Source organism: Pseudomonas sp. WPR_5_2 (genome assembly GCF_003634475.1).
GTDB lineage: Bacteria > Pseudomonadota > Gammaproteobacteria > Pseudomonadales > Pseudomonadaceae > Aquipseudomonas > Aquipseudomonas izuensis.
In genome coordinates this window covers 1,380,474-1,406,574 of sequence record NZ_RBLA01000001.1, presented here as the reverse complement: position 1 = coordinate 1,406,574, position 26,101 = coordinate 1,380,474, and the positions used below count along the sequence as shown (strand labels likewise).

The 26,101-nt window shown below is 62.1% G+C and carries 25 protein-coding genes and 2 pseudogenes; 13 read left to right on the top strand and 14 right to left on the bottom strand.

Features of this window, described 5'->3' with window-relative positions:
• Positions 1–4: 4 nt before the first annotated feature.
• From BJ917_RS06160 to BJ917_RS06150, 3 genes are read right to left on the bottom strand one after another with little or no spacing between them, the layout of a single operon-like run.
• Entirely contained in the window at positions 5–1,471 is a 1,467-nt protein-coding gene (locus BJ917_RS06160) for an efflux transporter outer membrane subunit (protein ID WP_121102620.1), read from the bottom strand.
• A gap of 18 nt (positions 1,472–1,489) precedes the next feature.
• Entirely contained in the window at positions 1,490–2,968 is a 1,479-nt protein-coding gene (locus BJ917_RS06155; protein ID WP_096512290.1) for a DHA2 family efflux MFS transporter permease subunit, read from the bottom strand.
• A gap of 2 nt (positions 2,969–2,970) precedes the next feature.
• Complete coding sequence (locus BJ917_RS06150) at positions 2,971–4,086, bottom strand: HlyD family secretion protein (RefSeq protein ID WP_121102618.1); 1,116 nt, start codon at positions 4,084–4,086, stop codon at positions 2,971–2,973.
• A gap of 212 nt (positions 4,087–4,298) precedes the next feature.
• Here BJ917_RS06150 and BJ917_RS06145 point away from each other — a divergent pair, with 212 nt between their 5' ends.
• On the top strand, positions 4,299–4,925 hold the full coding sequence (locus BJ917_RS06145) for a TetR/AcrR family transcriptional regulator (protein ID WP_096512288.1): 627 nt from the start codon (positions 4,299–4,301) through the stop codon (positions 4,923–4,925).
• A gap of 7 nt (positions 4,926–4,932) precedes the next feature.
• Positions 4,933–5,442 carry a G/U mismatch-specific DNA glycosylase gene (gene mug, locus BJ917_RS06140; RefSeq protein WP_121102615.1) on the top strand — a complete coding sequence of 170 codons (510 nt, stop codon included), beginning with the start codon at positions 4,933–4,935 and terminating at the stop codon, positions 5,440–5,442.
• Here mug and BJ917_RS06135 read toward each other — a convergent pair.
• The 6 genes from BJ917_RS06135 to BJ917_RS06110 form a co-directional block, all read right to left on the bottom strand.
• Positions 5,436–5,957 (bottom strand): cytochrome C, encoded by a 522-nt coding sequence (locus BJ917_RS06135; RefSeq protein ID WP_096512286.1) that lies wholly within the window; start codon positions 5,955–5,957, stop codon positions 5,436–5,438. The two genes, mug and BJ917_RS06135, sit on opposite strands and share 7 nt — an antisense overlap.
• Positions 5,958–6,126: 169 nt before the next feature.
• Complete coding sequence (locus tag BJ917_RS06130) at positions 6,127–6,648, bottom strand: methylamine dehydrogenase light chain (protein ID WP_096512285.1); 522 nt, start codon at positions 6,646–6,648, stop codon at positions 6,127–6,129.
• 18 nt (positions 6,649–6,666) lie between these two features.
• The gene (gene mauD, locus BJ917_RS06125) at positions 6,667–7,302 is read right to left on the bottom strand and encodes a methylamine dehydrogenase accessory protein MauD (RefSeq protein ID WP_096512284.1); all 636 of its coding nucleotides are present in this window, start codon (positions 7,300–7,302) and stop codon (positions 6,667–6,669) included.
• A 5-nt stretch (positions 7,303–7,307) separates the two neighbouring features.
• Positions 7,308–7,847, bottom strand: a complete 540-nt coding sequence (locus BJ917_RS06120; RefSeq protein WP_096512283.1) for a MauE/DoxX family redox-associated membrane protein — start codon at positions 7,845–7,847, stop codon at positions 7,308–7,310.
• Positions 7,848–7,860: 13 nt separating this feature from the next.
• Positions 7,861–9,009, bottom strand: coding sequence for an amine dehydrogenase large subunit (locus BJ917_RS06115; RefSeq protein ID WP_096512282.1), 1,149 nt, complete (start codon positions 9,007–9,009; stop codon positions 7,861–7,863).
• A 272-nt stretch (positions 9,010–9,281) separates the two neighbouring features.
• The gene (locus BJ917_RS06110) at positions 9,282–10,754 is read right to left on the bottom strand and encodes a sensor histidine kinase (protein ID WP_096512281.1); all 1,473 of its coding nucleotides are present in this window, start codon (positions 10,752–10,754) and stop codon (positions 9,282–9,284) included.
• A gap of 358 nt (positions 10,755–11,112) precedes the next feature.
• Here BJ917_RS06110 and BJ917_RS06100 point away from each other — a divergent pair, with 358 nt between their 5' ends.
• The 9 genes from BJ917_RS06100 (at position 11,113) to feaR (ending at position 19,034) form a co-directional block, all read left to right on the top strand.
• Entirely contained in the window at positions 11,113–12,276 is a 1,164-nt protein-coding gene (locus BJ917_RS06100) for an acyl-CoA dehydrogenase family protein (protein WP_121102611.1), read from the top strand.
• A gap of 31 nt (positions 12,277–12,307) precedes the next feature.
• Positions 12,308–12,679: a hypothetical protein gene (locus BJ917_RS06095; protein ID WP_096512278.1), complete on the top strand. Its 372-nt coding sequence runs from the start codon at positions 12,308–12,310 to the stop codon at positions 12,677–12,679.
• A gap of 3 nt (positions 12,680–12,682) precedes the next feature.
• On the top strand, positions 12,683–13,168 hold the full coding sequence (locus BJ917_RS06090; protein WP_096512277.1) for a nuclear transport factor 2 family protein: 486 nt from the start codon (positions 12,683–12,685) through the stop codon (positions 13,166–13,168).
• Positions 13,165–14,286, top strand: a complete 1,122-nt coding sequence (locus tag BJ917_RS06085) for an amidase (RefSeq protein ID WP_096512276.1) — start codon at positions 13,165–13,167, stop codon at positions 14,284–14,286. Before BJ917_RS06090 ends, BJ917_RS06085 begins: the two co-directional genes overlap by 4 nt.
• A gap of 50 nt (positions 14,287–14,336) precedes the next feature.
• Positions 14,337–15,620 carry a Rieske 2Fe-2S domain-containing protein gene (locus BJ917_RS06080; RefSeq protein ID WP_121102609.1) on the top strand — a complete coding sequence of 428 codons (1,284 nt, stop codon included), beginning with the start codon at positions 14,337–14,339 and terminating at the stop codon, positions 15,618–15,620.
• Positions 15,617–16,117 carry an aromatic-ring-hydroxylating dioxygenase subunit beta gene (locus BJ917_RS06075; RefSeq protein WP_096512274.1) on the top strand — a complete coding sequence of 167 codons (501 nt, stop codon included), beginning with the start codon at positions 15,617–15,619 and terminating at the stop codon, positions 16,115–16,117. Before BJ917_RS06080 ends, BJ917_RS06075 begins: the two co-directional genes overlap by 4 nt.
• A 10-nt stretch (positions 16,118–16,127) precedes the next feature.
• A complete protein-coding gene (locus BJ917_RS06070; protein WP_096512273.1) occupies positions 16,128–16,868 on the top strand; it encodes an SDR family NAD(P)-dependent oxidoreductase in 741 nt (246 codons plus the stop codon).
• A gap of 139 nt (positions 16,869–17,007) precedes the next feature.
• The gene (locus BJ917_RS06060; protein ID WP_096512272.1) at positions 17,008–17,958 is read left to right on the top strand and encodes a PDR/VanB family oxidoreductase; all 951 of its coding nucleotides are present in this window, start codon (positions 17,008–17,010) and stop codon (positions 17,956–17,958) included.
• Positions 17,959–18,113: 155 nt separating this feature from the next.
• On the top strand, positions 18,114–19,034 hold the full coding sequence (gene feaR / locus BJ917_RS06055) for a transcriptional regulator FeaR (RefSeq protein ID WP_096512271.1): 921 nt from the start codon (positions 18,114–18,116) through the stop codon (positions 19,032–19,034).
• A 147-nt stretch (positions 19,035–19,181) separates the two neighbouring features.
• Here feaR and BJ917_RS06050 read toward each other — a convergent pair whose 3' ends face one another.
• Positions 19,182–19,811 (bottom strand): response regulator transcription factor, encoded by a 630-nt coding sequence (locus BJ917_RS06050; protein ID WP_121102607.1) that lies wholly within the window; start codon positions 19,809–19,811, stop codon positions 19,182–19,184.
• Between the two features lie 259 nt (positions 19,812–20,070).
• Here BJ917_RS06050 and hpaC point away from each other — a divergent pair, with 259 nt between their 5' ends.
• Positions 20,071–20,580 (top strand): 4-hydroxyphenylacetate 3-monooxygenase, reductase component, encoded by a 510-nt coding sequence (hpaC, locus tag BJ917_RS06045; RefSeq protein WP_121102605.1) that lies wholly within the window; start codon positions 20,071–20,073, stop codon positions 20,578–20,580.
• Between the two features lie 517 nt (positions 20,581–21,097).
• Positions 21,098–21,169 (top strand): annotated as a pseudogene (locus BJ917_RS32525) (4-hydroxyphenylacetate 3-monooxygenase reductase subunit); the annotation flags it as partial.
• Positions 21,170–21,420: 251 nt separating this feature from the next.
• On the opposite strand, the gene BJ917_RS06030 reads toward BJ917_RS32525, so the two are convergent.
• The 4 genes and pseudogenes from BJ917_RS06030 to BJ917_RS32630 form a co-directional block, all read right to left on the bottom strand.
• Positions 21,421–22,434 carry a phosphotransferase enzyme family protein gene (locus tag BJ917_RS06030; protein WP_121102603.1) on the bottom strand — a complete coding sequence of 338 codons (1,014 nt, stop codon included), beginning with the start codon at positions 22,432–22,434 and terminating at the stop codon, positions 21,421–21,423.
• 9 nt (positions 22,435–22,443) lie between these two features.
• On the bottom strand, positions 22,444–23,721 hold the full coding sequence (locus BJ917_RS06025) for an aspartate aminotransferase family protein (protein WP_096512267.1): 1,278 nt from the start codon (positions 23,719–23,721) through the stop codon (positions 22,444–22,446).
• Positions 23,714–25,027: an amino acid permease gene (locus tag BJ917_RS06020; protein WP_121102601.1), complete on the bottom strand. Its 1,314-nt coding sequence runs from the start codon at positions 25,025–25,027 to the stop codon at positions 23,714–23,716. Before BJ917_RS06020 ends, BJ917_RS06025 begins: the two co-directional genes overlap by 8 nt.
• A 368-nt stretch (positions 25,028–25,395) precedes the next feature.
• Positions 25,396–25,995: pseudogene (locus BJ917_RS32630) on the bottom strand (methyl-accepting chemotaxis protein); the annotation flags it as partial.
• Positions 25,996–26,101: the final 106 nt, after the last annotated feature.

Sequence of the window (26,101 nt, the reverse complement as noted above, 5' to 3'; positions counted from 1 at the left end):
GCTCCTACAATGGGTTGCGTGTTTCGCGACTGGCCACTTGTTGATCGAACACCCCGACCGAATTCCCGCCCAGCGCCACGAACAACTGCACCGTGTCGAGATACCGTGAGGTCTTCACCCGGATGTAGCCCAGCAACGCCTGCTGATAAGCCCGTTCAGCCTCCAGCACCTGAAGGATGCTGTTTTCACCCTGGGCATAGGCCTGCTGGTTCAGGCGCGAACTGGTCTCGGCAGCGCGCAATGCGTCTTCCTGAGCCCGGAATTCCTCGGCGTCATGGTTGATGGCCTGCAATGTGTCGGCGACCTGGCCGAACGAGCTGATGACGGTCTGCTGGTAGCCGGCCAGCGTTGCGTTGTAACCCTCGACGGCAGCCTGACGTTCGGCCTTGAGCGTGCCGCCGTTGAAGATTGGCCCGGTGATCCCCGCCGCGAAGCCCCAGAGCGCCGCGCCGCCATTGCCGGAAGCGGCCTGGAGCAGCGACGCCGACAGCGTCACCTTCGGATAGAGATTGGCGGTTGCCACGCCCACGGCGGCGCTGGCGATATGCAGCTCGGCCTCGGCTTGCTGCACGTCCGGCCGGGAGTGGGCCATCTCCGAGGGCAGGCTAACAGGCACATTGGCCGGCAAGGTGAAGTCGGCCAAGTCGAACGGCGGGGGGATCCAGTCCGCCGGACCTTTGCCGGTCAGGATCGACAGCGCATGGCTCGCTGCATCACGCTGCTGGGCCAGTGGCGGCAACAGGGTGCGGTCCTGGGCCAGTCGCGTTTCGGCCAACGACACGTCGATCTGCGTGGTGGTGCCATTGATATGCGCGGCACGCACCAGTTCGAGGTTTTTGCTGTCGTTGGCCAGCAGTTTGTCCACGGCCTGTATCTGCGCATTGGCCGAAGCCACCAGCAACGCCTGGCTGGCCACATCGCTGGTCAGCTTCAGGTACGCCGCGTCATAACGGCGTTTTTGCAGATCGGTAAAGGCTTGCTGTTCTTCGACCTGGCGTTTGTTGCCGCCGAACACATCCAGGTCGAAACCGACCCGTGGCCCGATTGCATAGAAGTTGTTGATCGCAGGATCCTTGGCGTTGTGCGTTCGCTGACGACCGGCGGCGGCGCCGAAATCGACCTGCGGATACAGCGCGCCTTCGGCTGCGGCCACGGAGGAGGACGCCTGGCGGATGGTGGCGTCGGCGGCGACCAGTTCGAGGTTGCCGTCGATGGCACGGCGCACGACCTGATCGAGCTTGGGCGAACGAAACGCCGACCACCACTGGCCGGTGATGTGCCTGCCGAACTGGATGTGCTGCTCGCCGCTTTGGCCAAGGCGTTGCTCGGCCTGTTGGTCATAGTGCTGTGACGTGCTGTCGTCAGGGCTTTTGAAGTCCGGGCCGACGGTACAGGCAGCGAGGAACACAAACACCGACAGGGCACTGAGCTTGGTAGGGAATGGCGTTTGGAACAGATGACTGGATTTCATTTGGCACACTCCACGAAGCTAGTTAGTCGCAGCGGGTTTGCGAAGAAAGAGAACCAGCGGGCTCACGACGAGCATCGCCACCATCAGAATCTTGAACTGGTCGATGACCGCGATGAACGCGGCCTGGTGGGTGACCAAATGGTTGATCCCCTCCAGAGCCGGCAAGGACATCGACGCCGCGCCGCGATAGGGCGTGATATTGGCGCCCAGTGCCTGATGCATCGCCTGGGTGTTGTTGAAGAAGTAGATCTGCACAATCGCCACGCCCAGGGTGCTGCCATAGGCACGCAACAGGTTATAAAGGCCGGTGGCTTCCGGGCGCAGGGCGGGGGCCAGGGTGCTGAACGCGACCTTGGCCAGCGCCGCCATCGACATGCCGATACCGAACCCCTGGAGCGCGCCGGCAATCGCCACCGGCGGCCAGTCCATCAACGGTGAGTAACCGAGCATCAGCCAGTTGGCATAGATCACCAGGGCGACGCCAATGGCCACGAACAACCGGCGGTCGAAACGCTCCGGCAGACGCATCGTCAGCAGGAATGCGCCCACCATGCCCGCGCCACGCGGCAGGGTCAGGGCGCCGGTGGTGTCAGGTGGGTAGCCGAGGATTTCATCGAGCATCGGCGAGGTCAGGGCCATGGTCGACAGCAGCACGAAACCGATGGCGAAGAAGATCAGCGTCGACAGCACGTAGTTGCGATCGCGCAGCAGGCTCTTGTTGAAGAAATGCACGTTTCGCGTCATTACGTGGACGAAGAACAGATACAGCCCCAGTCCACAGGCCAGCGCTTCGATCCAGATTTCCGGCGAGTCGAACCAGTTCATGCGTTCGCCACGGTCGAGCAACATTTGCAGGCTGATCATCGCCACTGTGAAACTGGTGAAGCCAAAGAAGTCGTAGGTCGGCGCCTTGTCGGCTTTCTTCTCGGCCAGCAACAGCGCAATCACCATGAAGATGTAGGCCGACAGCGGCAAGCTGATGTAGAAGATCGGTCGCCAGTCGAAATGCTCGGCGATCCAGCCACCGATGGCCGGGCCGGTGGCAATGCCCAGCAGCACCGCCGCTGTCAGGGTGACGCCGAATTTCATGCGTTTTTCCGGTGCCAGCGTCTCCAGGGCAATCCCCATCGACAGCGGCCCCAACACACCGGCGGCCAGGCCTTGAATGATGCGGGCACCGATGAACTCCAGCGGCGTCGTGGACACCGTGGCCAGCACCAGGCCCAGCATGAACAAGGCCAATGCAGCTTGATACACCCGCTTCAAGCCAAAACGCGCGGCAAGCCACTGGGCAATCGGCAGGGTGATGGCGCTCGCGGCCAGGTACGCGGTGAAGATCCACCCGGCCTGGTCGTCGGTCATCGACAGCGAGCCTTGAATCAACCGCAGTACCGCGTTCGGCAGCGGCAGGTTGGCCGACTGCATCCAGGTCGCCAACAGAACGGCGAACCTGAGCGAGCCTGCGGCACCTGTATCTGTAGTTGTGTTGGCGTTCATCACTAGTTACCTGCGGTCAACAGCGATTTGAGCGGACTCCACCACGGCGTGCGGTGGCCTGTGTCGACTTTCACGGTGGCGCTGGTGCCTGAGAACAGCGGCAGGGCAGGGTCCATGTCATCCAGTTCGAGACGCACCGGTACCCGCTGGACCACTTTCACCCAGTTGCCGGTGGCGTTTTCCGGCGGCAGCAGGGAGAAGTCCGAGCCGGCACCGGGGCTCATGCTGGTGATGTGGGCCTTGAACACGCGATCCGGGTAGGTGTCGATGCTGATGGTCGCTTCCTGGCCCGCACGCATGTGTGTGACCTGGGTTTCGCGGAAGTTGGCCTCGACCCAGATTTCGTGATCGGAAATCAGCGCAAAGGCGGGTGCGCCGTTATTGAGGTAGTTGCCCACCTGCAAATCGTCGACCTTGGCGACGGTGCCGTCGGCCGGTGCATAAACCGTGGCGTAGGAGAGGTACAACTGCGCCTCGTCCAGCTGCGCCTTGGCCTCGCGCACCGTCGGGTGGCTGTCGGCTTCGATGTTCGGGTTGCCGTTCAAGGCCACTACGGTGCTGGCGATCTGTTGTTCGATCGAGGCGATGCGCTGCCGGGAAATCTTCATGTCGGTTTCCGAGCGCTCGTAAATGGCACGGGACACGAACTCGGTCGCCACCAGTGCTTTCTTGCGTCCGAATTCCTTTTGATCGAAGTCGGCGGACTCTTTGGCCGATTGCAATTCCGCCTGTTGCTGGCGGTAGCTGGCCTTGAGGCCATCGATGCGCAACCGCGCGACGCTGAGCTGGGCCTGGGCACGGTCAATGGCGATCTGCAACGGCTTGGGGTCGATGCGAAACAGCACATCGCCCTTGTGCACCTTTTGATTGTCCTCGACCGCAATGTCCACGACCTGCCCGGAAATCCTGGCGTTGATCGAGGCCTTGGCCACCCGGGCGTAGGCGTTGTCGGTGGTGACGAAGGGTTCACCCGCCACGTATTTGGTGTAGCCGATAACGGCGGCGAGGGCAGGCACGCCGAACATCAGCCATGGGCGCAGTTTTTCCTTGAACGGCTTCTTGATCCGCTCAGGGTGCTCGAAAGTCTGCGAAGCCGGGATGTCGAACTGTTTGGTCATGACGAATACACCTCAAAACGAATAATTGCTGTGAGAAAGCAAACCCGTGCGCGGTGAGGAGGGTTGCTCCGCCTCGCTTGTTTCGTCGCCGCAATACCCGGTTCGAGCTTCGCTTCAACAAACGTGAAATTCAGGAACTTCTGGTTCCTTAATTTTGTGCGATGGTGTAAGAATATCCCCGTACCCACCCTTCCACAAGGATTTTGTACGACATGGCACAAAATAAAGCTACAGAGGGCAAAGGCCGCGGCCGGCCCCGCGCCTACGACCCGCAAACCGCGCTGCTGCAAGCGCTCGATGTGTTCTGGAGCACCGGCTATTCCGGCGCGTCCCTGGACAGCATCGCCACCGCTGCGGGCATGAATCGCCCCAGCCTTTACGCCGCTTTCGGCGACAAACATGCGCTGTACATCAAGGCGCTCGAGCAGTACTGGGAGATCGCCGCCGCCGATATGCAGGCCGCGCTGATGGATAACGACCTGCCATTGCGCGAAGCATTGATACGTTTGTATGAGGGGCAGTTGTCGATCTACTTCTCTGGCGAAGGCCAGCCGCGTGGCTGCTTCGCCATCGGCACGGCGACCACCGAGGCGGTCGAGGACCCTGAGATACGCGAGGTGCTGTCAGACCGGCTCAGCCGGCTCGACGCCGATCTGGAAGTGCGCCTGCGAACGGCCAGCGAATCCGGTGAGTTGAAAGGTGATGTCGACGTTGGCGCGCTGGCCGTACTCGCCTCATCGCTGCTGCACAGCATTTCGATCCGTGCGCGGGCGGGCAAACCGCGTGAAGAACTGAGCGAGCTCGCGCGTAATGCGGTCAATGTGATCTGCGGCGGCTGAGGTCGATGTGAGCGAAGGACTCGAAGACATTCTGGCCGAACAGCTGGCGGTGATTTTTTGTGGCATCAATCCTGGGGTGATGGCTGCCGCTCAGGGCCATCATTTTGCCGGGCGTGGCAATCGCTTCTGGCGCACCCTGCATCTGGCCGGGTTTACGCCCATCGAGCTGTGTCCGGAAAATGACCGGACAATTCTGCAATATCAATGTGGCTTGACTGCCGTGGTCGAGCGACCGACGGCGCGGGCCGATCAGCTATCACAGCATGAATTCATCGCGGTGGCGGGGGATTTCGAACGCAAGATCACCCGTTATGCGCCACGCTGCGTCGCGTTTCTCGGCAAGGCGGCGTACTCGGCGCTCTCGGGGCAGCGAGAGGTGGCGTGGGGGTTACAGGCAAAAACCTTCGGCAATGCGGCCGTATGGGTCCTGCCCAACCCGAGCGGACGAAATCGCGCCTTCAGCCTTGAACAACTGGTGCACGCGTATCGCCAACTCAGGCTGACGGCCGTTCAGTAGTTCATGCCGTCGTCGATGGCGATGCCTTGCGCGCGCATTTCCTTGATCAACCCGGCACGGGTGCCGGGCAGGTTGAGCATGGTGGTGGCACGCAACGCCGTGATCTCTTCGGCGGTGTAAGGCTGGTAATGCTCGGGCATGCTCGCGCCCGCCATGCCGTCTTCGCGCATCAGCCAGTTGAGCAAGTCCGCCAGTTGCGCGTTATTCAGCGCCGATTGCGACATGCCTGGCACGCGCACGAGGAATTCGCGACCGCCGGGGACTTTCAGGAAGTTGCCGACAAAGCCCTTCATCCGTGGTGTGTCATTGGCGGCCGAACCCGTGCCGTCGCCCAAATGACAGCCGGCGCATTGCAACTGGTAGTTCACCCCAACGCTGTAATTGGCCTGTGCGATGGGTGTTTGCGGCGATTCGTTTCCCGGTGCGTGGTGCTGGTTGGGATTGGGGATGGCCCGGGCGTGGACGAGCGGGGTGGCCAAAACGCAGATGAGGCCGAGGAAGAGCAACCGACGCATATAAACCTCTGCTGGCGATCCTTTGTAGGAGCGAGCTCTGCTCGCGATGGTCGTCAACGATAACGCGGCCCGTCTGAATGAGCGCGGCGCCCTTGCGTCCATCGCGAGCAGAGCTCGCTCCTACAGAAAAGAAAAAATGCCGGTTACCGAAGCAACCGGCAGTAACGCGTTAAACCGCCACGCCACGAATGATCGAAACGGTGCAGTGGTAGATGTGCGATTTGGCGGCCAGGCACCAGTTCACATCGTTGTTGTTGAACGGGCGGTAGGCCGGTTCTTCACTGTCGTTACGGGTGCAGGCGCACTGGGCGCAGCTTTGCTTACCGCAGCAGTCGTTGTACGAAATGATGTAGTCCTTGCCGTCGGCCGGGTTGCGGCAGGTGCCGATCCAGGTCACTTGCGAGGCCTCGGTGCCCGGTGGGCAGGAGGTCACCGAACCGCCACAGCAGCTGCACAGAAAGCCGTCGATGGAGCAGTAGCGCCAGTAGTCGCAGGTGTTCGGATCGCCTGGGTCGCCGGCTTTCGGGTCAGTGGCGGCCAGCGCCTTGCTGGTACGGTCCAGCGGCAGCAGCACGGGAAGAGCGGCACCGGCAACGATCAGCGAGCCCATGCGTGCCAGCAGTTTGCGGCGCGAAGTGGTATCGGCAACACGGCGCGAGGAGCGCTCGAACAACAGATCCAGCAGTTTCATGAAGGTCTCCCTGCCTTATCAGTGGCTATGGCCGTGGCTGTGGTCATGGTTGTGAGGGTTATGCTCTTGCGGCTGAGCGTTGAGGTACTGCTGCAAAGTAGCGTGCTTGAGGTGTTCCACTTCAAACAGGCTGTCCAGGTGCTCGCGGGAGTTCACCAGGCCTTTGGCGCGCAGGGTGCCGGACTTGTCGATCAGGGCGGCGTACGGCAGCTTGCCGATCTGGTAGGTCATGCCCACTTCCGGACCGACCACGTAGGTGGCGTCTTCCAGTTTGTGTTCGCGGATCAGCGCTTGCTGGGCGTCCATGTCGCCATCGCTGACAAACACCACGTCGAGGGTGCCGGCCTGTTCCTTGGCGATGGATTTGATCGCCGGCAGCAGCGACTTGCAGATCGGGCAGGTCGGCGAGAGGAAGAACAGCAGTTGCGATTTTTCACCGGCATAGCCGAAGTTCACCGGGCGGCCATTACGATCGGCAGCGGTTACTTGCGGTGCGGCTTCGTTGACAGCCACGCCTTTGTCCATCATCAGCGCGCCGGCGGGGGCGAGGCGACCATGAAGCACGCCGATCTGACGAACCAGGCCCATGACGACGAACGCCACGGCCACCAGCAATACCCAGAGCAGAACATTGGAAACTATCAAGCCTTCCATTTTGATTACCTACCAATCAATTTGAGCAGAAGAGGGGAGTTCGCCAGCAGGCCATCGGCCGCGGCGTAGATGAGCAATGTGACGGCGGCGGAGGCCAGGGTCACGAAGGCATCGAACGCACTCATGTCGCGGGCAGCCGGTGCTACGCTGGCCACCAGCGCCAGTGCCACCAGCGTGCTGTTGCGCAGCAGCAGGACCGGGCGCAGCGGTTGCGCCTGGTCGGGACCTGCACAGCCACAGTCGATGTCGCGACGACCGCGCCACAGGTTGATGCCGATGGCGGCGCCATACAGCGCCAACAGGCTGGCGGCGCTCAACGCCGCCCAGTGCCGGCTGACCGGCACCAGCAACGCGAAGGCAATGGCCAGTTCCAGCAGCGGAATCAGTCGGGCGACCGGGCGCACCAGCGCATCGGGCAGCAACTGATAGTCGCCAAGTTGTTTGCGAAAGCGCGCCGGCGCCCGCACCTTGTGAGTCGCGGCACTGGCCAGCAGCACCGCGATGGCGATGGCGCTGGCAATGATGAAGATCGGATCTGATTGCATGGCCGAATCTCGTTTAGTAGCTCATGACTTGAGTCGCGGTTTTCGCGACCTTGGCCATGGCGCCGGTGTGTTGGTTGGTCTTGAGATCGAAGATCTGCAAACCGCCCTCGACATCGGCGCCCAGCAACAGGGGTTTGTCGTCGCCGGTGGCCTGCATGCTCCAGATCGGGGCCGGGGCTTCCAGGGTGGCGATTTTCTTGCCGGTCTTCAGGTCGAAGGCCCAGATCAAAGTGCTTGGGTCTTCCCACTTCATCGGTTCGTGAGCGTCATGCATCAGCACGTACAAGCGGTTCAGCTTCGGCGCAACGGCCATCAGCTGCCAGCCGCCCGGTGCCCAACCGGCCTTCTTCTCTTCGTCGGTCACCAGCGACCAGCTCGGCAGGATTTTCGGCGCATCGGCGCTGAAGTCCACGGCGCGCACGGTGCCGGTAGTGGTGGTGAAGTAGTAGGTGTCGCCGACGTTGACCGCGCGCTCCACCAGTTTTTCCGCGTTCGGGTCGAAGAACGGCGTGCGGCTGCGCGCGGTTTCCTTGCCTTCGTCGTTAAGGGTCACCACTTGCAGGCTGCCGTCGCCGCACAGCGAGGCGAACTTGCGCTTGCCGATCGGGTAGTTGAGCACGCAACCCGGAATCGCGATTTCCGTGGCAACGGCCTTGGTCTGGGTATCGACCACGGTCACCGAAGTCGACGGGGTGAAGTTGTAGACGTAGACAAAACGGTCATCGCCGCTGGTCTTCAGGCCGTAGCGCTGGGTCAGGGACTCGGCGCGCTTGTTCGGGATCAGCACTTCCCAGGCCGGCGACAGGGTCGAGCTGTCCCACGCGGTGAGCACGTCGGTGCGAGTACCGCGGGTGCCACGGGAGTACCAGATGTCGGCGGCGTAGATGGTCTTCTTGTCATGGCTCAGGGCCGAAGGCGCGGCAAAACCGGTCGGCACCATACCCAGCACGCGTTTCTGGTCAGGGTCGACCACGGTGATGCGACCGGCGACGAAACTGTCGAACTCGACATCGACGACGAATGCCCGGTGCGGTTCAGCGGGGAATGCCAAGGTGGTCTGGCCGATAGTGTCGGCGGGCAGGTCCGCACGGGCACTGTTCAAGCCAAGTACAAGCAGGCTCAGGCCTAGCACTGACTGTACGGAGATCCTGTTTGTTCGCATAAGGGGAACTTCCTGAATTGTTGGTAACGCGGATCGCGGGTGAGTGGGCAGATTCTGACCAGTGAATAGTGCCTCGCCCGTCCAACTCGGGAATTGCCCTGCCTGCCAAGTGTTTGTGTATCTGTGCCAGTGTCATGCCGCAGCAAAATGGCGAGGGAAAACTGTAGGAGCGAGCTTGCTCGCGATGAACCTGAGATCGCCACGGGGTGCCAGGCTTCCAGCGTCATCGTTGCCGACCATCGCGAGCAAGCTCGCTCCTACAGGGGGGGGTGTCAGGAGAGGGGAAGGGAGAAGGTGAATACAGCGCCGCTCGGATCCAGGTTCTGCGCCCAGATATCACCCCGATGCCGGCCAATGATGTTCTTGCACAACGCCAGGCCAATGCCATTGCCGCTGACCTTGGACGAGAAGAAACCATCGAACAGCTTCTCCTGTGCTTCGGCCTGGATCCCACGCCCACGGTCCTCGATACGCACCAGCGCCACGCCGTTTTCAGCGCTGGCCTGGATGCGCAGTACGCGGCGTTCGAGGGGCAGGTCAGCCATTTCTTCGATCGCATTGAAGGCCAGGTTGAGGATCACCTGGCCGATCAACACCTTCTCACAGCTCACCCGCAGCGGCTCGGGTGACGGAACGATTTCGACCCGTATCAGGCTCGGATCGGCCCGCAGGCTGATGAAATATCGGGTTTCGCGCAGCAATTCATTGAGGTCGATCAACTCTTCGCTCTGCTCCAGCTTGACCACGTAATCGCGCACGCTCTTGATGATCACCGAGGCGTGCTCAATCTGTCGGACCGCGTTCTGCAAGCCCCAGGCGACGCCTTGATCGGAGTCGGCCGCGTTACCCAAACGAATCAACGCGCCTTCGATGAAATTGCGGGTAGCGGCCAACGGCTGACTGAGTTCGTGAGCAATGGCCACGGCCATTTCGCCCATGGCGTTGTAGCGTGCCAGGTATTCGATTTTTTGTTCGCTGACCCGCCGTGCCTCTTCGGCTTGCACCTGCTCGGTGACGTCGCGAAACAGTAACAAGTGGCCAATCAGGTCATCTTCGATTTCGATGAATCGGCAGGTCGCGTCATGCCAGCGCCACTCGCCATCACGCCGCTGCACTTTGTAGTGCACGCTGAACGGCAGGTGCTCGGGCGTCTCGTGGGACAGTTGCGCAAGCAGGCGCTGGTGTGAAGCGTCGTCGCACCAGTCGAGAAAATTCTTGCCGATCAGCTTGTGCACATCGCTGTTGAGCAGATGCGCGCCGGAGTCGCTGATAAACCGTATTTCACCCTCGGGACCCAATACCGCCACACCTTCGGCCAGGTCCTGCATGAACGCCTTGAGCCGGCTTTCGAAGCGCTTGAGGTCGCGCTTGACCTTGTCCTCCCTGGAGATGTCGCGGAACTGCACCATCAACACATCGCGACCTTCCAGGTGCACCAGCGTCGCGACCGCCTCGGAAAGAATTTCCACCCCTTGCTTGGAGCGGTAGCACCACTCGATGGCACGCTGGCCCGTGCGCGCGGCACCCTCCAGCCAGCGCAAACCCACCGAACGCCGGTACTTGGGCGCATCGCGGGTCATGTCCGGGGCTTTGAGCGGCGTCAGTTCTTCGAGGGTAAACCCCAGTGCCGACAGCGCGGCGGCGTTGGCCCAGAGAATCTCCTTGCTATGGGCATCGTGAAGAATGATGCACAGCGGCATGGCTTCGATCAGGGTGAAAAAGTCGTTCTGTTTAGGCAAGTACATCGCGCAGCCCTTGGCGGCAGGGGGGAGTGAGCGGTGAAACCGCAAGTATGGCGTTTTATACCGGCTCGCGCCCGGGGATGCGCTCAGAGGTAACCGGGGGCGGCCTAGGGGTTTTCTTTAGCCGGGGGGCTGCACGCACCAATAGTTGCGCCGGGGTGCGGTTTTTACACTGGCTCCCAATGCAAGGGTAGCCACGCCGACCCCCTGTAGGAGCGAGCCTGCTCGCGATAAACCTGAGATCGCCACGGGGTGTCAGGTTTCCCCCGTCATCGTTGACGACCATCGCGAGCAGGCTCGCTCCTACAGAGACAGCGGTGCAGTGTCACCCCACTAACAATAAGCAAAACGGAGAAAGCCCATGCTGCGTTCAGCGGTTGCGCAACAAGACGCCCTGATCGGCGTTGACGAGCCTGTCGTCGACAGCCAGGCATTCCAGCACGTGCTGGATGAAGTGCGCCAACGTCGCGATGAGTTCGACAGCGTCTCCCACGTGCCACGGGACATGATCGAGCGCTTCAAGCAGGTGGGCATCTACCGCGCCGCCACGCCGAAATGCTACGGCGGCGACGCCTTGGCGCCTGCGAAATTCCTGCACATGATCGAGCGCATCTCCGAAGCCGACGGTTCCGCCGGCTGGGTCGCCAGCTTCGGCAGCGCCGGTGTCTATCTCGCCGCTTTGCCGCCAGAAACCCTGGCTGAAATCTACGCCGACAGCCCCGATCTGGTATTCGCCGGTGGCCTGTTCCCGTTGCAACCGGCCGAAGCCGTCGACGGTGGTTGGCAGGTCAATGGCACCTGGAAGTTCGCCAGCGGCTGCAAAGGCGCTGACTTGCTCGGTGTCGGCATCGGTGCGGCGGGTGGCAAGCCTCGCACTGCGGTGTTCCGCCCGGATCAGGTGGAGATTGTCGAGAACTGGGACGTGGTCGGCCTCAAGGGCACCGGCAGCCATGACCTGCGCGTGACCGACAAACACATCGATGAGCGCTGGACCTTCATCCGTGGCGGTGCCGCGACCATCGACGAGCCACTGTTCCGTTACCCATCGATTGCCTACGCCGCGCAAGTGCTGGCCGTGGTCAACCTCGGCCTGGCCCGCGCCGCCCTCGACGAAGTCAGCCGCATGGCCAACGGCGGGGGCATCACCGGTGCGCCAAAGTTGTCCGACCGCGCCTACGTCCGCATCGAGATCGCCAAGGCTGAAGCCAAACTCAGCGCCGCCCGTGGCTTCTTCTACAACACCACCGAACAGGTGTGGAACTCGATTCTGGCGGGCAACCCGGTGACGCCGGAGCAAACCAGTCTGCTGCGCCTGTCGGCGATCCATGTGTCCCAGGCCGGTGCCGCCGTGGTGCAGAGCGCCTACAGCCTGGCCGGGACCACCGCCATCTACCTGCGTCATCCGCTGCAACGCTACCTGCGCGACTCGATGGTAGTGACCCAGCACGCCTTCCTCAGCGAAGGGCTGTACGACGGCGCCGGCTCGGTGTTCCTCGGCGTGCCGCCGTTCCCTGGCTACATCTGAATTCCCGTCACTTTTGCAAGGTATCAACTCCATGTCGCAAGCCACTCAAGAACCACTGCGCGTCGTCTTCTGCATCGGCATCACCCAGAACTTTTTCGACCTGCCCACCGGCGAAGGCCTGAGCGTGTGGAAAGGCTTCAGCAAAATGATGGGCGACCTCGGTGCGATGCCCGGTATCACCGTGCTCGGCGCGATGGATGACGACCGCCTGATGGTCGGCCCGTCCACCACCTCGCCCTGGACCGTGTACATCATGGCCGACGTCGACTGCCACCAGTCGGTGATCGACGCCTGCAACCTGTTCCGCACTACGCCGGTGAACGAATACAGCCTGTGGCGCTACGCCAAGGTCGAAGCGCGCATCGGCCGCCCGCTGACCATTCCAGACGCGGCCAAGGTGTAAGCCATGAACGAGGCCTTGCTCCAGCGTCTGGCGACGCTCGAAGGGGAAAGTGCAGTACGCCGCCTGATGGCGCGCTACATGGACCTCTGCGACGTACCAAGAGCGCCGACTCACGTCAGCGAACTGGCCGAGTTGTTCTGCGTCGATGCGATCTGGGAAGGCGTGGGTCGCGAGACCGCGCAGACCTTCGGTCAGCATCGTGGACGCGAGGCCGTGGCCGCTTTCGTCGGCGGTTATCTGCCGCCGTCGGATCACTTCCAGCTGAACCTGCATTACCTCACCAGCGAGTCGATCCTGGTCGACGGCGAGACAGCGCAGGGGCAGTGGATCATGCAGCAGATTTCCACCTACGCGGATCAACGCAGCGAACTGTTCGGCACCCGTCTGAACATCGATTTTCGTTGTGTCGATGGCGTGTGGCTGATCGCGCATTTCCGCACGCAACGCTTGTTCAATACGGAACTTTCCACCTTGGAGGCACGCGCATGAGTACTTTCATCAGCGAATTTCTTCTCGGTGGTAGCGGCAAACGCGTCGCCATCAAGGATTCCATCGACATCGCCGGTCACGCCACCCAATCCGGCAGCCGGGCGTTTGCCCGTGCTTTACCAGCCCTGCGCAACGCTGAGGTGGTCGATGCGATCCTCGCAGCGGGTTGGCAAATCGTCGGCAAGACCAACATGCACGAACTGGCGTTTGGCGTCACCGGTATCAACGACTGGACCGGCACTCCGATCAACCCGCAGGCACCGGATCGGGTGCCTGGCGGTTCGTCCAGCGGTTCGGCCGCCGCCGTCGCGGCGGGGCTGGCGGACATCGCCATCGGTTCTGACACGGGTGGTTCTGTTCGGGTGCCAGCCGCCTGCTGCGGCATTGCCGGGTTGAAGCCGACCTATGGTCGCGTCAGCCGAGTAGGTGCACATCCGGCCGAATCCAGCCTCGATTGCGTGGGGCCATTTGCGGCCGACATGAATGACCTGATCGCTGCGATGCAAGTGATCTGTCCCGGTTTCCAGGCTCAGGGCTTGCCGTCGAACAACGCTTCGGTCGGCTTTCTCGACGTTGCCTGCGACGCGCATTTGCAAGCGTGCCTCGGCGCTGCCGCCGATCGTGCCGGCTGGCGCCGCACTGGTGTGCAGTTGAGTGAATTCGAAGCGGCGTTCGTCGCTGGCCTGACGGTGATCAACTTTGAAAACTGGGCCGCGTTCGGCCACCTCACCGGCCAGGGCCTGATCGGTGCGGACGTCGAGCTGCGCCTGTTGGCAGCCAGCCGTACCAGCGCTGCCGAATTGGCACAAGCCGAACAGGTCCGCACGCGCTTCAGCCAACAGGTGGATGCCGCGCTGGAGCAGTTTGAAGTGCTGCTGCTGCCGACGATGCCGAGCCTGCCACCGACGCTGGTGGAAGCCCGCAGTTCAAGCAAGGCCGTGGCTGGCATGACTCCGCTGGTACGGCCCTTCAACTTGAGCGGCCACCCGGCGCTGACGGTGCCGGTGGAAATTGATTGCGGCGGGCTGAAAGTCGGCCTGCAAATCGTCGGCCGTAAAGGACAGGACGAAGTGGTCTGCGCCTTTGGTGCGCAACTGCAACAGAGCATGGTCGGCTGACGCCCAGGCTCTACAACGAAATCATAAAAAGAAGCCATGAGGAGAACCGCATGAGCACTCATGAATATCAGCTGATCGCAACGTCGAAAAGCCCCGAAGACCTGGTCCAGCACGACCGCGTCGACGTCTCGCTGTACAACGACCCGGCGCTGTTCGAAGCCGAGCTGGACAAGATTTTCTACCGCACCTGGGTGTGGGTTGCCCACGAAAGCGAAGTGCGTAACAGCGGCGACTTCAAGACCGCCACCATCGGTCGTCGCCCGGTGATTGTCGTGCGCGACAAGAAGAACAACATCAACGTCCTGGAAAACCGTTGCCGCCACCGTGGCGCGACCGTGTGCGAAAAGCACAAGGGCAACGCCACCGGTTTCACTTGCCCGTACCACAGCTGGTCCTACGGCCTGGACGGCAAGTTGCGCGCGTTGCCGTACCCGGACGGCTATGAAGGCATCCTGGAAAAATCCGAGCTGCCACTGACCAGCCTGCGCGTCGAAAGCTACGCCGGCATGATCTTCGCCAGCTACAACGACGACATCGAACCGCTGGAAGACTTCCTCGGCGGCGCCAAGCACTGGATGGACCTGTTCATGAAGCAGGGCGCCGGTTACCCGATCAAGACCCAGGGCGAACACAAGTTCAGCTTCAAGGGCAATTGGAAGATCCAGCTGGAAAACACCACCGACGGTTATCACTTCCCGATCGTGCACAAGTCGTTCATGTCGTCGGTGGATGAAGAAACCTCGGAAATGCTTTCGTTCATGACCGACGAGCAAGCCGTGACCCACTCCCTGGGCAACGGCCACAGCGTGATGGTGATGGTGCCTGAGCACGTCGACCTCGATCACGACGACGGCACCGAACAACTGCAAGAGCGTTTCGCTCACGTCACCGAAGAACTGTCGAAAACCATGCCAGCGGATCAAGTGCGCCGCATCGTGCGTTCGCTGCATGGCGCCGGGTTCAACCTGAACCTGTTCCCCAACGTGGCCATGTCGATGTCGTTCTTCCGCGTGCTGCGTCCGGTGTCGGTCACCGAGACGGAAATCCGTCACGTAGCCCTCGGCATGGACGGCGGCCCGGAAATCGCCAACCGCGAGCGCATGCGCATTCACGAACACTTCCAGGGCCCGTTCGGTTTCGGCAGCCCGGACGATGCCGAGGCCTGGGACCGCGTGCAGCGCGGCTCGTACGCCGGCGTCGACGCGCCAATCCTGGTTAACCGCGGCCTGAACCGCGAAATCACCGCCGAGAACGGCGACAAGGTGAGCCATGCCACCGACGAAGGCGGTATGCGCGGTGCCTACGACATGTGGAAAAGGATGATGAGCCAATGAGCAATCACGACACCCTGAACGGTTTTTCCGGCCCGCTGGCCCAGGCCATCGAATTCATCTGGCGCGAAGCCGAGCTGCTGGACCACAAGAACTACGCCGAGTGGGCGACCCTGTGGAGCGAAAGCGGCAAGTACATCGTGCCGATCGACCCGGACACCGAAGACTTCGAGGCCACCCTCAACTACGCCTACGACGACGCGCGCATGCGTGACCTGCGCATCGAACGCCTGACCGCCGGCTACTCGCCGTCGGCGGTGGACGCGGCGAAAACCATCCGCAGCGTCTCGCGTTTCCGCCTGGTGGAAGCGGCTGGCGACATCGTCGAAGTCAACTCGGCGCAGTTGCTGTACGCCTACAAGCGCGGCGTGCACACGCCGTTCGTGGCCGACCTGAACCACCGCATTCGCTTCACCGATGGCGTACCGAGCCTGGAGCGCAAAGTGGTGCGCCTGATCAACTCCACCGACAGCCTGAGCGCGCTCGGCTTCCTTTTGTGAGGGCAACATCATGAGTCGAGTAGCCCTTGTAACGGGTGCCTCTCGGGGACTGGGCGAGTGCATCGCCCGTCGTCTGCACGCGGCGGGTTATCGCGTCGGGCTGGCCGATGTGCGCCTCGAAGGCGTACGGCAACTGGCCGCCGAGCTGGATGGCAGCGGCGCCACTGCGGTCGCCATTGAGCTGGATGTGCGCAGCAAGGCCGACTTCCAGCGAGCCCGCGACCTGCTCGCCGCGCACTGGGGCGGCACCGACATTCTGGTGAACAACGCCGGCGTGTCGAAAGTCGCGGCGCTGATGGACATCACGCCGGAAGAGTTCGACGAGTCGATGGCCATCAACCTGCGCGGCACCTTCGTGGCCTGCCAGGTGTTCGGCGCGCACTTCGCCGAGCGTGGCTTCGGGCGCATCGTCAACATCGCCTCGCTGGCCGGACAGAACGGCGGCACCGCCACCGGCGCGCATTACGCGGCGGCCAAAGGCGGCGTGGCGACCCTGACCAAGGTCTTCGCCCGTGAACTGGCGTCGCAAGGCGTGACGGTCAACAGCATCTCCCCGGGGCCGCTGGACTTGCCGGTGGTACGCGAAACCGTGGCTCCGGAGCGGCTGGAGCAGATTTTGAAGATGATCCCGGCGGGCACCTTGGGCGATCCGGCGTTCATCGCCGACAGCGTCTTGCTGCTGATCGCCGAAAACGCCACCTCCGTCACGGGCGCGTGCCTGGACATCAATGGCGGCCTGTTCATGCGCTGAAAGCAGCCGACGCAACACCTGTAGGAGCCGGCTTGCCGGCGAAGGCGTCCGGATGGGCGAAGCAAGGCTCGAGGCCGTCTTCGCTGGCAAGCCAGCTCCTACAGAGGTGACCCAAATACAACAGAATTCAGGTGATGCAATGATGAAGGTGAAGATCGAAAGGATCGTCGACGAAGCGCTGGATATCCGCTCCTTTCGCCTCGTGCGCAGTGACGGCCAGCCGCTCGACACCTATGAGCCGGGTGCCCACGTCGACCTCACGGGCCCGACCGGTGTGACCCGCCAATATTCCCTGTGCAGCCCGCCACAGGATCGTCGTGCCTATCTGGTGGCGGTGAAAAAGGAAGCGCAATCGCGCGGCGGCTCGCTAGCGCTGCATGAGCAGGTGGAAGAGGGCATGGAGCTGGAGATGGGCGCGCCGCGCAACCTGTTCCGCCTCGATGACACGGCCACCGAACACGTGCTGTTCGCCGCCGGCATTGGCGTAACGCCGTTGCTGAGCATGGCCTATCGACTGGCGGAAAGCGGCCAGCCCTATCGCCTGCACTACTTCGCCCGTTCGGCCGAGTACGCCGCATTCACCGAACTGCTGGCAACGAATTTTGCCGACCACGTGGCGTTCCACTACGGCGTGGAGCCTGCCGACCTGGACGCCGCGCTGAGCGAGTGCCTGGACCGTGCCGGCAGCGCCGCCCACGTCTATACCTGTGGCCCGGCGCCATTCATGAACAAGGTGGTGGAAGTGGCCGCGCGCAGCCGCTCGGACGACGCCATTCACCTCGAGCATTTCGCGGCGGATCCTGCGGCCAATAGTGCGCCGGCCGGCAGTTTCGAAGTGGAACTGGCCAGCTCCGGGGTGGTGCTCCACGTTCCGGCCGATTCCAGTCTGGTTGACGTGCTGCAGGCACACGGTTGCGACATTGACACCGAGTGCCGCGAAGGCATTTGCGGCACCTGCATCGTCGAGGTGCTGGACGGCGTGCCGGAGCACCGCGACAACTGCTTGTCGAACAAGGAAAAGGCGTCCAACAAGCAGATCTGCGCCTGCGTTTCACGGGCACTTTCCGCTCGTCTGGTATTGGACATCTAAGCGTTTATACGGCTGGAAAGCCGACGCCGGAGCCTGTTGAATGGGCGCCCGGCGGCCATCGAGGGAGGTGATGGCTGGAGTAAGAATGATTTTTAGCGAGCCGCTCGACGAAGCGGCCGGAAAATAACAACAAAAACACGTGAGGCTTTGCGGACATGATTACAGCATCGACGGTGCGCAATGAGGCGTTCGAAAGTTGGTTGAGCCAGGTTAACCAGGCCTGCGGGCGTTTCGATGCCCGTGCACTGGACACCGATTTTTATGGCGAGCTGGCGGAATTTCGCAGCGGCGCGATCAAACTCAGTGTGGTCGACATGGCGCACGTGCACCTGTATCGCTCCAGCAAGGACGTCAGCATCAGCAGCGATGGCCACTATTACGCGGTGTTCCAGATGCGCGGCAGTTCGCAGCTGGAGCAGGGCGACAACCGTGCGCAACTGGGTTGTGGCGACATCGCCCTGATCGACGCCAGCCGCCCCAGCGACATGACCTACAACCACGATTCCCGTCAGCTGTCGCTGATCCTTCCGCGTCAGGTGGTGGAACGTGGTTCGCACTTCACGGCGGTCAATTGCGCCACGCGCATCGGCGCCAGTAACCCGTTGGCGGCGATGGCCAACCGACTGGTACTTGAGACTCGCCAACAGGAAGGTCTGGACATGCAGGAAAGCGAGGCGGTACTCGACGCCCTGGCCAGCCTGCTGTTGCCCGGAGTCAGCGCCCGCGACAGCAACGGCGATGTCCACGAGCGGCAGTTTCGCAAGATCATAGCGTTCATCGACGCGCACCTCAGCGACGAAGACCTGTGTCCCGAGCTGATTGCCCGGGAAGTGGGGGTTTCCGTGCGCGGCCTGTACCGGATGTTCTCCAAGCGCGGCCTGGTGGTGGCGCAGTACATCAAGCATCGGCGCCTGGACTTCTGCGCGGAAAACCTGCGCCGCTCGGACGTCGAGCAGAAGCTGTCGGCGCTGTGCTACGCCTGGGGCTTTTCCGATTCCAGCTACTTTTCCTCGGCGTTCAAATCGCGCTTTGGCGTGTCGCCGGGTGCCTATCGCAAGCGCTATAGCCAGAATTGATGTTGATCATGCTGGCCTCATCGCGGGCAAGCCCGCTCCCACAGTGATCGGTTTCGTACACAGAGTTTGTGAACACCATCAATACCTGTGGGAGCGGGCTTGCCCGCGATGGCGGCCTCAAAATCCCTGAAGATGTAAGCTCCTATCTCAATGCCGCACCGGCTCCTCGCCCGGCAAGTGCAGCACCTCTCGCACCAGCATCGCAATGCTGCTCACACCCATCTTTTCCTTGATCTTGGTCCGGTGCACATCAACGGTTTTCACGCTGATGTTCAGCTCCCGGGCAATCACCTTACTGGCCTTGCCATCGATCACCAGCATCAGCACCTCGCGCTCGCGGCTGGTCAGCAGGGCGAGCTTGCCTTGCAGGTTCTGGCGCTGCTCCTGATCGGCCTGGGCGTGCACGGCGGCCTTCAGCGCGGCCTGGATGCGGTCGATCATCTGCTGCGGGTTGTAGGGCTTCTCGACGAAGTCCAGCGCGCCGTTCTTCATCGCCGTCACCGACATTGGAATATCGCCATGGGCCGAGACGAAAATGGTCGGCAAGGTGCTGCCACGCTGGTTGAGGATCTCCTGCAACTGGAAACCGCTGGTTTCCGGCATGCGCACGTCCAGCACCAGGCAGGCCGGTTGCTTGGGGTCGTACTGGCTGAGGAACTCTTCGGCGCCGGCAAAGCACTGCGCCTGCACGCTGACAGACTCCAGCAGCCAGGCCAGCGAAGTACGCAGGTCTTTGTCGTCGTCAACGATGTAAACAATCGGTTTGCGGGTTTGCATCAGGGGCTGCCACGAGAATTTCTAATTATTGTTATCGCGCGCGAACGCGCGGCACGCATCGGCTCATCTTTTTGGAGCCAGATAGCAGGATACCCACTGTCATCGGCCCTTGCGATAAAGAAACCACCTAGTCGACTAGCGGAAAGCCTAGCTCGTTGTGGTGATCGTCAGAATGGCTGGGTCGAGTGTCCGGCCGTACTCTTGTTCCATCACCTACGGACCGCAAACAGACGGTCCTCCTGAAGGAAGGGGCATCGACATGGCCGACCTGAGCCAGCAGCAAATCGACTTTCGCAACGCCATGGCGCAACTGCCGGCCGCGGTGAATATCATCACCACCAACGGCCCTGGCGGTCGCTGCGGCATCACCGCCAGCGCTGTGTGCTCGGTGACCGATTCTCCGCCCACCGTGCTGGTGTGCGTCAACCGCAACAGCGCCACCCACGACGTGTTCCGCACCAACGGCCGGCTGTGCGTCAACGTACTGTGCGGCGAACAGGAAGAACTGGCCCGCCACTTCGCCGGCATGACCAAGGTGCCGATGGACGAACGCTTCGCCTGGGACCTGTGGGACGACGGCGCCGCCGACGTGCCGGTGCTGCGCGACGCCCTGGTGCAGCTGGAAGGGCGGATCAGCGAGTGCAAGGAAGTGGGGTCGCATTCGGTGATGTTCGTGGAGCTGGAAAAGGTCGGCGTGCGCGAACCGCGTGACAGCCTGGTGTACTTCAACCGGTTGTTCCATCGCCTGGAACATGCCAGTGCGGCTTGATTAGACCGCGATATCGTCCATCGCGAGCAGGCTCGCTCCTACAGTAGATTTTCAGTGAGCACAAAATCTGTGTCCGACTGAGATCCTGTGGGAGCGAGCTTGCTCGCGATGGCGGTGTATCAGCCGCCATAGATGTTGAATATTCTGGCCTCATCGCGGGCAAGCCCGCTCCCACAGGGATATTCAGTGAACACAGAATTTGTGTACGACACTGATCACTGTGGGAGCCGCGTGACAGCCTGGTGTACTTCAACCGGTTGTTCCATCGCCTGGAACATGCCAGTGCGGCTTGATTAGACCGCGATATCGTCCATCGCGAGCAGGCTCGCTCCTACAGTAGATTTTCAGTGAGCACAAAATCTGTGTCCGACTGAGATCCTGTGGGAGCGAGCTTGCTCGCGATGGCGGTGTATCAGCCGCCATAGATGTTGAATATTCTGGCCTCATCGCGGGCAAGCCCGCTCCCACAGGGATATTCAGTGAACACAGAATTTGTGTACGACACTGATCACTGTGGGAGCCGCGTGACAGCCTGGTGTACTTCAACCGGTTGTTCCATCGCCTGGAGCATGCGGGCGCGCACTGCTGATAGATCGCGTTATCGTTCATCGCGAGCAGGCTCGCTCCTACAGTAGATTTTCAGTGAACACAAAATCTGTGTCCGACTGAGATCCTGTGGGAGCGAGCCTGCTCGCGATGGCGGTGTATCAGCCGCCATAGATGTTGAATATTCTGGCCTCATCGCGGGCAAGCCCGCTCCCACAGGGATATTCAGTGAACACAGAATTTGTGTACGACACTGATCACTGTGGGAGCGGGCTTGCCCGCGATAGCTTTCTATCAGACCTGCAGATAGTCCCGAGCCAAACCACAAGCCCGCTCAATCAACATCGGCGCCATCTCAATCGCTGTCTGCGTGCCCTGGCGGGTATGAATCCAGCCCAGGTAGGTAGTGCCACGCAACAGCAGAAACAGCGCCAGCGTCTGCCGATCCGCCTCGGTCAACGGCTTCACCGCATGATACCCCTCGATCAGCGCCGTCTTGATTTGCTCGTAGCGCGGATCATCCAGGCAGAAGTACAGCGCCGTGGCCAGCTCGAACATGTGCCAGCCGAAACCGGCGTCGTCAAAGTCGATCAGACGCAGGCACGGGCCTTCGATCAGCAGGTTTTCCGGCACCAGGTCGGCGTGGATCATGCCGAAGTTGCCCAGGTGACGGCCGTATTGACGCAAGTCCTGCCGTGCTTGGCGTCGAGCCTGTTGCAATAGCTCCCGTTGCTCGTCGCTCAACTGCTCCAGCTCCCAGAAACGCCCCCAGAACGGATTGGCACCGATCAGGCCTTCCTCATCCCAGGCATGCCGGACAAACTCGTCCGGCTGCTGCCAGTGGGCCGAATGCAGGTGAATGCGCGCGGCAATCGCCCCGGCTTCGGCAAACAGGAAATCGATTTCAGTGTCGGCCTGCACGCCCGCCTCGGAGGTGCCGGCGGTGGCGCCCGGCAGCCAGGCGAGCATGTCGACATGGCGTTCGCCGATGTCGGCATGGCTCACTTCGATCAGGTGGCGCTGGTCCTGGGCGCGGATGATCTGCGGCACGGTAATGCCGGCGCTTTCCAGCGCCTCCATCCATAGCAGCTCGGAGCGCAATGCCGCCTCGCAGTGATAGCCATTGCGGTGAATGCGCAGGGCTACACGCTGGCCGTCGTGGCGCCAGGCGGAGAACACCGCGTTCTCGCGGAACTTGACCAGTTCGATGTCGGCAAAATCGCCGTCCCAGTGTTGCAGGGCGTGGCGCGCCAGATCGTGCAGATGGGCGACCTGCTGGTCATGGTTCAACGTATTGAATTCAGTCATGGCGGATCCTCAAATGGCGCTCAGCGCCTGGTCCAGTGTGTCGACGAACAGGTCGGCATGTTCAAGGCCGAACACCAGCGGCGGGCGCAGCTTGAGAATGTTGTCGCCGGCGCCGATCTTGCTGATCAGCACGCCGTTCTCGCGCATGTCGTTGACCACCTTGCGTGCTTCCAGCCCGGCGGGTTCCTTGCTCGCGTGATCGCGCACCAGCTCCATGGCAAAGAACAGGCCCTTGCCGCGCACATCGCCGATGATCGAGTGTTTGCCGGCCAGCACTTGTAGTCGCTGCTGCACATAGGCGCCGACGCTTTGCGCGTTCTGCAACAACTGCTTTTGTTCAATCTCGTCCAGCACCGCCATGCCTACCGCAGCCGCCACCGGCGAGCCGCCGAACGTGTTGAAGTACATGGCGTTGCGGCCGAAGGATTCGACCAGCGCCTTGTGGGTGATCAGCCCGGCCAATGGATAGCCGTTACCCATGGGTTTGCCGAGGGTGACGATGTCCGGCGTCACGCCGTGGGCCTGATGCCCCCACAGGTGATCGCCGGTACGGCCGAAACCGGACTGCACTTCATCGGCGATGAACAAGCCGCCCGCCGCGCGAATCAGCTCCGCGGCCTTGGCGACGAAACTGGCCGGCACCCGTGGCAGGCCTTCGTTGGCGAACAGGGTATCGATCAGCAGCGCTGCGGGGCGAATGCCCTGGGCCTGCATCGAGGCAATCGCGGCAGCAATATTGGCTACGTATTCCTCGGCCAGTTGCGCTTCAGTGGTGCCGGCAGGTGCGCGGTACAGGCACGGAATCGGCACAGCGCGGGCGTGGGCGGCAAAGGGCTCCGGCGAGGGCAGGGCGGTGGTGACCTCGGCCAGGGACGCCGAGTTGCCGTGATAGTTGTAGTCGCTGACGATGATCCCGGTGCCGCCGCTGGCGAAACGCGCCAGGCGCAGCGCCAGTTCATTGGCCTCGGTGCCAGTGCAGGTGAACATCGCGGTGTCCAGCGGCTGGGCGAAGGTCGCGGTCAGGCGCTCGGCGTAGCGCACCACCTGCTCGTCCAGGTAGCGGGTGTGGATGTTCAGGGTGGTGGCCTGGCGATGCATCGCCTCCACTACGCGCGGGTTGCAGTGACCGACGCAGGGCACGTTGTTGTAGACGTCCAGATAGCGGCGACCGTCGACGTCGAACAGCCATACGCCGTCACCGCGCACCAGGTGCAGGGGCTTGTCGTAGAACAGCGGCGAGGCGCTGCCGAGTACACGATGGCGGCGTTGCAGGAGAGTGTCAGGCATGGTCTGGAACCTCGATGACAGGGGCGCGGCGAGTGCGCAGCAGGAAGTTGAAAATGCACAGGGTGAAGGTCACGCCGAGAGCGATCAGCATGGTCAGATCAAGCTGGAAGCAAGCAGCGACCACCACCAGCGTCAGGGCCAGGCCCAGCCAGGCGACCAGCTTGCCGCCAATCAGACGGAATGGACGGTGCAGGTCGGGCTGACTGCTTTTGATGCGCAGGTACGCGCCGAAGATGAACAGGTAGCAAACGTTGAGCAGCAGTACGACCGCGAGCATCACCGTGGCCGGGTCGATGGTGGACAATGGCAGGCCGATGGCGCCGATCAGCAATAGCGCCGGGTAGGGTGTGTCACGCTTGCCGGTCTTGCCCAGCCATTGCGGGAACAGACCGTCGCGGGCCATGGCGAACAATTGACGGGAGGCGGCGTAGACCAGGGAGAAGAAGGTGGCGATCAGGCCAAACACACCGCCGCAACCAATCACCTTGGCCAGCCACGAGCCTTCACCGAAGGCACTTTTGCTGGACATCGCCGCGTAAAGCGGGTCGCCTGCGCTGCCCACCAGGTCGACACCACCGGCGCCCGGTGCGCACACCATCACGACCAGTGCGGTGACCAACAAGGTGCCGATGGCCGCGAGAATGCCGCGTGGCATGGTGCGGCCAGGGTTGTCCGCTTCTTCCGCCGCCGAGCCGGTTTGCTCGACGGTGATGAACAGCCAGATGGCGAACGGCACGCAGGCGAAGATGCCACCGAGGCTGACAGGCGTGGCGACATTGGCTGGCAACACCAGCAGATTGGCCAGCTCGACATGCGGCGCCATGGCCACGCCGAAGGTCAGCAGGGCGACCACGGCAATCACCCCGGCAATGAACGTCAGGCCCATGGCCTCACCGACACCGCGCAGGTGAATGCCGATGATCACCGCAAACAGGGCGATCTTCACCGGCCAGCCGCCGAGGCCGAAGATCGATTCGGTGTAGGCACAAATGAAGGTCGCCGCCGCGCCGGTGCCGATGGTCAAGGCCAGCGCACAAGCCACCCCGACCAGATAACCCACAAACGGCCCGAAGGCACTTTGCGCATAGACAAACACGCCGCCCGCACTGGGCAACGCCGTGGACAATTCCGCCACGCACAAGGCCAGGCCACCGCACAGCAGCGCCATCAACAACGTGGCGATCAGCATGTTCATCCAGCCACCAGCGGCCAGCCCGAAGTTCCAGCCGGAAAACTGCCCGGCCACCACCAACGCAATTCCAAGGCCGGCAATCTTTGGCCAGCCCAGCGCACTTTTCTTGAGCACAGAAGTCTCCCGCGACCCGAAGGCCGATTTATTGTTTTAGTGAGAAATGGAGAGGGTTGAGCGTTGCTTGCGCCCACTGAAGGGGGCTGGTCTCGATACTACGCGCGGGGTGCGGCGGGGCATGTTTGCGTGCATGCCATGTGGTTGGTTGTGGGTGCCAGATTCAGTGGGTTCAGCAAGGCCCTTGTGAGAGTGGGCTATCAGTCACCATTGATGTTGAATGTGATGGCCTCATCGCGGGCAAGCCTTGCTCCCACAGAGGATCTTTGGTGAACACAGGATTTGTGTACGACGCAGATCAACTGTGGGAGCAAGGCTTGTCGGATCGCCGCACCGCCGCGATGGCGGCAGCTCAGGCGACATCCATCTTAAATGCGAAAACTCCCCACCAACTGATTCAACCGCGCCGCCTGTTGTTCCAGCTCGGTACAGGCACGCAAGGTCGATTGCAGGTTTTCCACGCCTTGCTGGTTGAGGGTGTTGATTTGGGTGATGTCGACGTTCAGGGCTTCGACCACGGCGGTCTGTTCCTCGGTGGCGGCGGCGACGGACTGGTTGACGTTGTCGATCTCGCCGATGCGCTGGGTCACGCTGCCCAGGCGGCTGCCGGCGAGGTTGGCGATGGTGACGCTTTCCTCGCTGTGCTGTTGGCTCTCGGTCATGGTGGTGACCGAATCCCGGGCGCCGACTTGCAGCTCCTCGATCATCTGCTGGATCTCCAGCGCCGAGGTCTGGGTGCGTCCAGCGAGGCTGCGCACCTCGTCGGCCACCACCGCAAATCCGCGTCCGGCTTCACCGGCGCGAGCCGCTTCGATGGCGGCGTTGAGCGCCAGCAGGTTGGTCTGCTGGGAGATGCCCTTGATCACCTCGAGGATTTGCCCGATGTTCACGGTCTTGCCGTTGAGCACTTCGATGTTGGCGCACGATGTACGGATCTTTCCCGACAGTTCGTTCATCACTTCGATCGTGCGCTGCACCACCTGACGACCGTCTTCGGCCTGTTGTCGTGCGGCGGAGGCCTGGTGCGAGGCATCGGAAGCGTTATGGGCGATTTCCTGGGCGGCGGCGCCCAAC

Bases quoted from the DNA above. Each gene is read 5' to 3' on its own strand.
- feaR (WP_096512271.1), top strand. From the start codon at position 18,114: ATGATTACAGCATCGACGGTGCGCAATGAGGCGTTCGAAAGTTGGTTG.
- BJ917_RS06080 (WP_121102609.1), top strand. From the start codon at position 14,337: ATGAGCACTCATGAATATCAGCTGATCGCAACGTCGAAAAGCCCCGAA.
- BJ917_RS06155 (WP_096512290.1), bottom strand. From the start codon at position 2,968: ATGAACGCCAACACAACTACAGATACAGGTGCCGCAGGCTCGCTCAGG.
- BJ917_RS06075 (WP_096512274.1), top strand. From the start codon at position 15,617: ATGAGCAATCACGACACCCTGAACGGTTTTTCCGGCCCGCTGGCCCAG.
- BJ917_RS06070 (WP_096512273.1), top strand. From the start codon at position 16,128: ATGAGTCGAGTAGCCCTTGTAACGGGTGCCTCTCGGGGACTGGGCGAG.
- BJ917_RS06085 (WP_096512276.1), top strand. From the start codon at position 13,165: ATGAGTACTTTCATCAGCGAATTTCTTCTCGGTGGTAGCGGCAAACGC.
- BJ917_RS06135 (WP_096512286.1), bottom strand. From the start codon at position 5,957: ATGCGTCGGTTGCTCTTCCTCGGCCTCATCTGCGTTTTGGCCACCCCG.
- BJ917_RS06150 (WP_121102618.1), bottom strand. From the start codon at position 4,086: ATGACCAAACAGTTCGACATCCCGGCTTCGCAGACTTTCGAGCACCCT.
- mauD (WP_096512284.1), bottom strand. From the start codon at position 7,302: ATGGAAGGCTTGATAGTTTCCAATGTTCTGCTCTGGGTATTGCTGGTG.
- BJ917_RS06145 (WP_096512288.1), top strand. From the start codon at position 4,299: ATGGCACAAAATAAAGCTACAGAGGGCAAAGGCCGCGGCCGGCCCCGC.
- BJ917_RS06160 (WP_121102620.1), bottom strand. From the start codon at position 1,471: ATGAAATCCAGTCATCTGTTCCAAACGCCATTCCCTACCAAGCTCAGT.
- BJ917_RS06120 (WP_096512283.1), bottom strand. From the start codon at position 7,847: ATGCAATCAGATCCGATCTTCATCATTGCCAGCGCCATCGCCATCGCG.
- BJ917_RS06115 (WP_096512282.1), bottom strand. From the start codon at position 9,009: ATGCGAACAAACAGGATCTCCGTACAGTCAGTGCTAGGCCTGAGCCTG.
- BJ917_RS06095 (WP_096512278.1), top strand. From the start codon at position 12,308: ATGTCGCAAGCCACTCAAGAACCACTGCGCGTCGTCTTCTGCATCGGC.
- BJ917_RS06060 (WP_096512272.1), top strand. From the start codon at position 17,008: ATGATGAAGGTGAAGATCGAAAGGATCGTCGACGAAGCGCTGGATATC.
- BJ917_RS06050 (WP_121102607.1), bottom strand. From the start codon at position 19,811: ATGCAAACCCGCAAACCGATTGTTTACATCGTTGACGACGACAAAGAC.
- BJ917_RS06030 (WP_121102603.1), bottom strand. From the start codon at position 22,434: ATGACTGAATTCAATACGTTGAACCATGACCAGCAGGTCGCCCATCTG.
- BJ917_RS06100 (WP_121102611.1), top strand. From the start codon at position 11,113: ATGCTGCGTTCAGCGGTTGCGCAACAAGACGCCCTGATCGGCGTTGAC.
- BJ917_RS06110 (WP_096512281.1), bottom strand. From the start codon at position 10,754: ATGTACTTGCCTAAACAGAACGACTTTTTCACCCTGATCGAAGCCATG.
- hpaC (WP_121102605.1), top strand. From the start codon at position 20,071: ATGGCCGACCTGAGCCAGCAGCAAATCGACTTTCGCAACGCCATGGCG.
- BJ917_RS06130 (WP_096512285.1), bottom strand. From the start codon at position 6,648: ATGAAACTGCTGGATCTGTTGTTCGAGCGCTCCTCGCGCCGTGTTGCC.
- BJ917_RS06090 (WP_096512277.1), top strand. From the start codon at position 12,683: ATGAACGAGGCCTTGCTCCAGCGTCTGGCGACGCTCGAAGGGGAAAGT.
- BJ917_RS06025 (WP_096512267.1), bottom strand. From the start codon at position 23,721: ATGCCTGACACTCTCCTGCAACGCCGCCATCGTGTACTCGGCAGCGCC.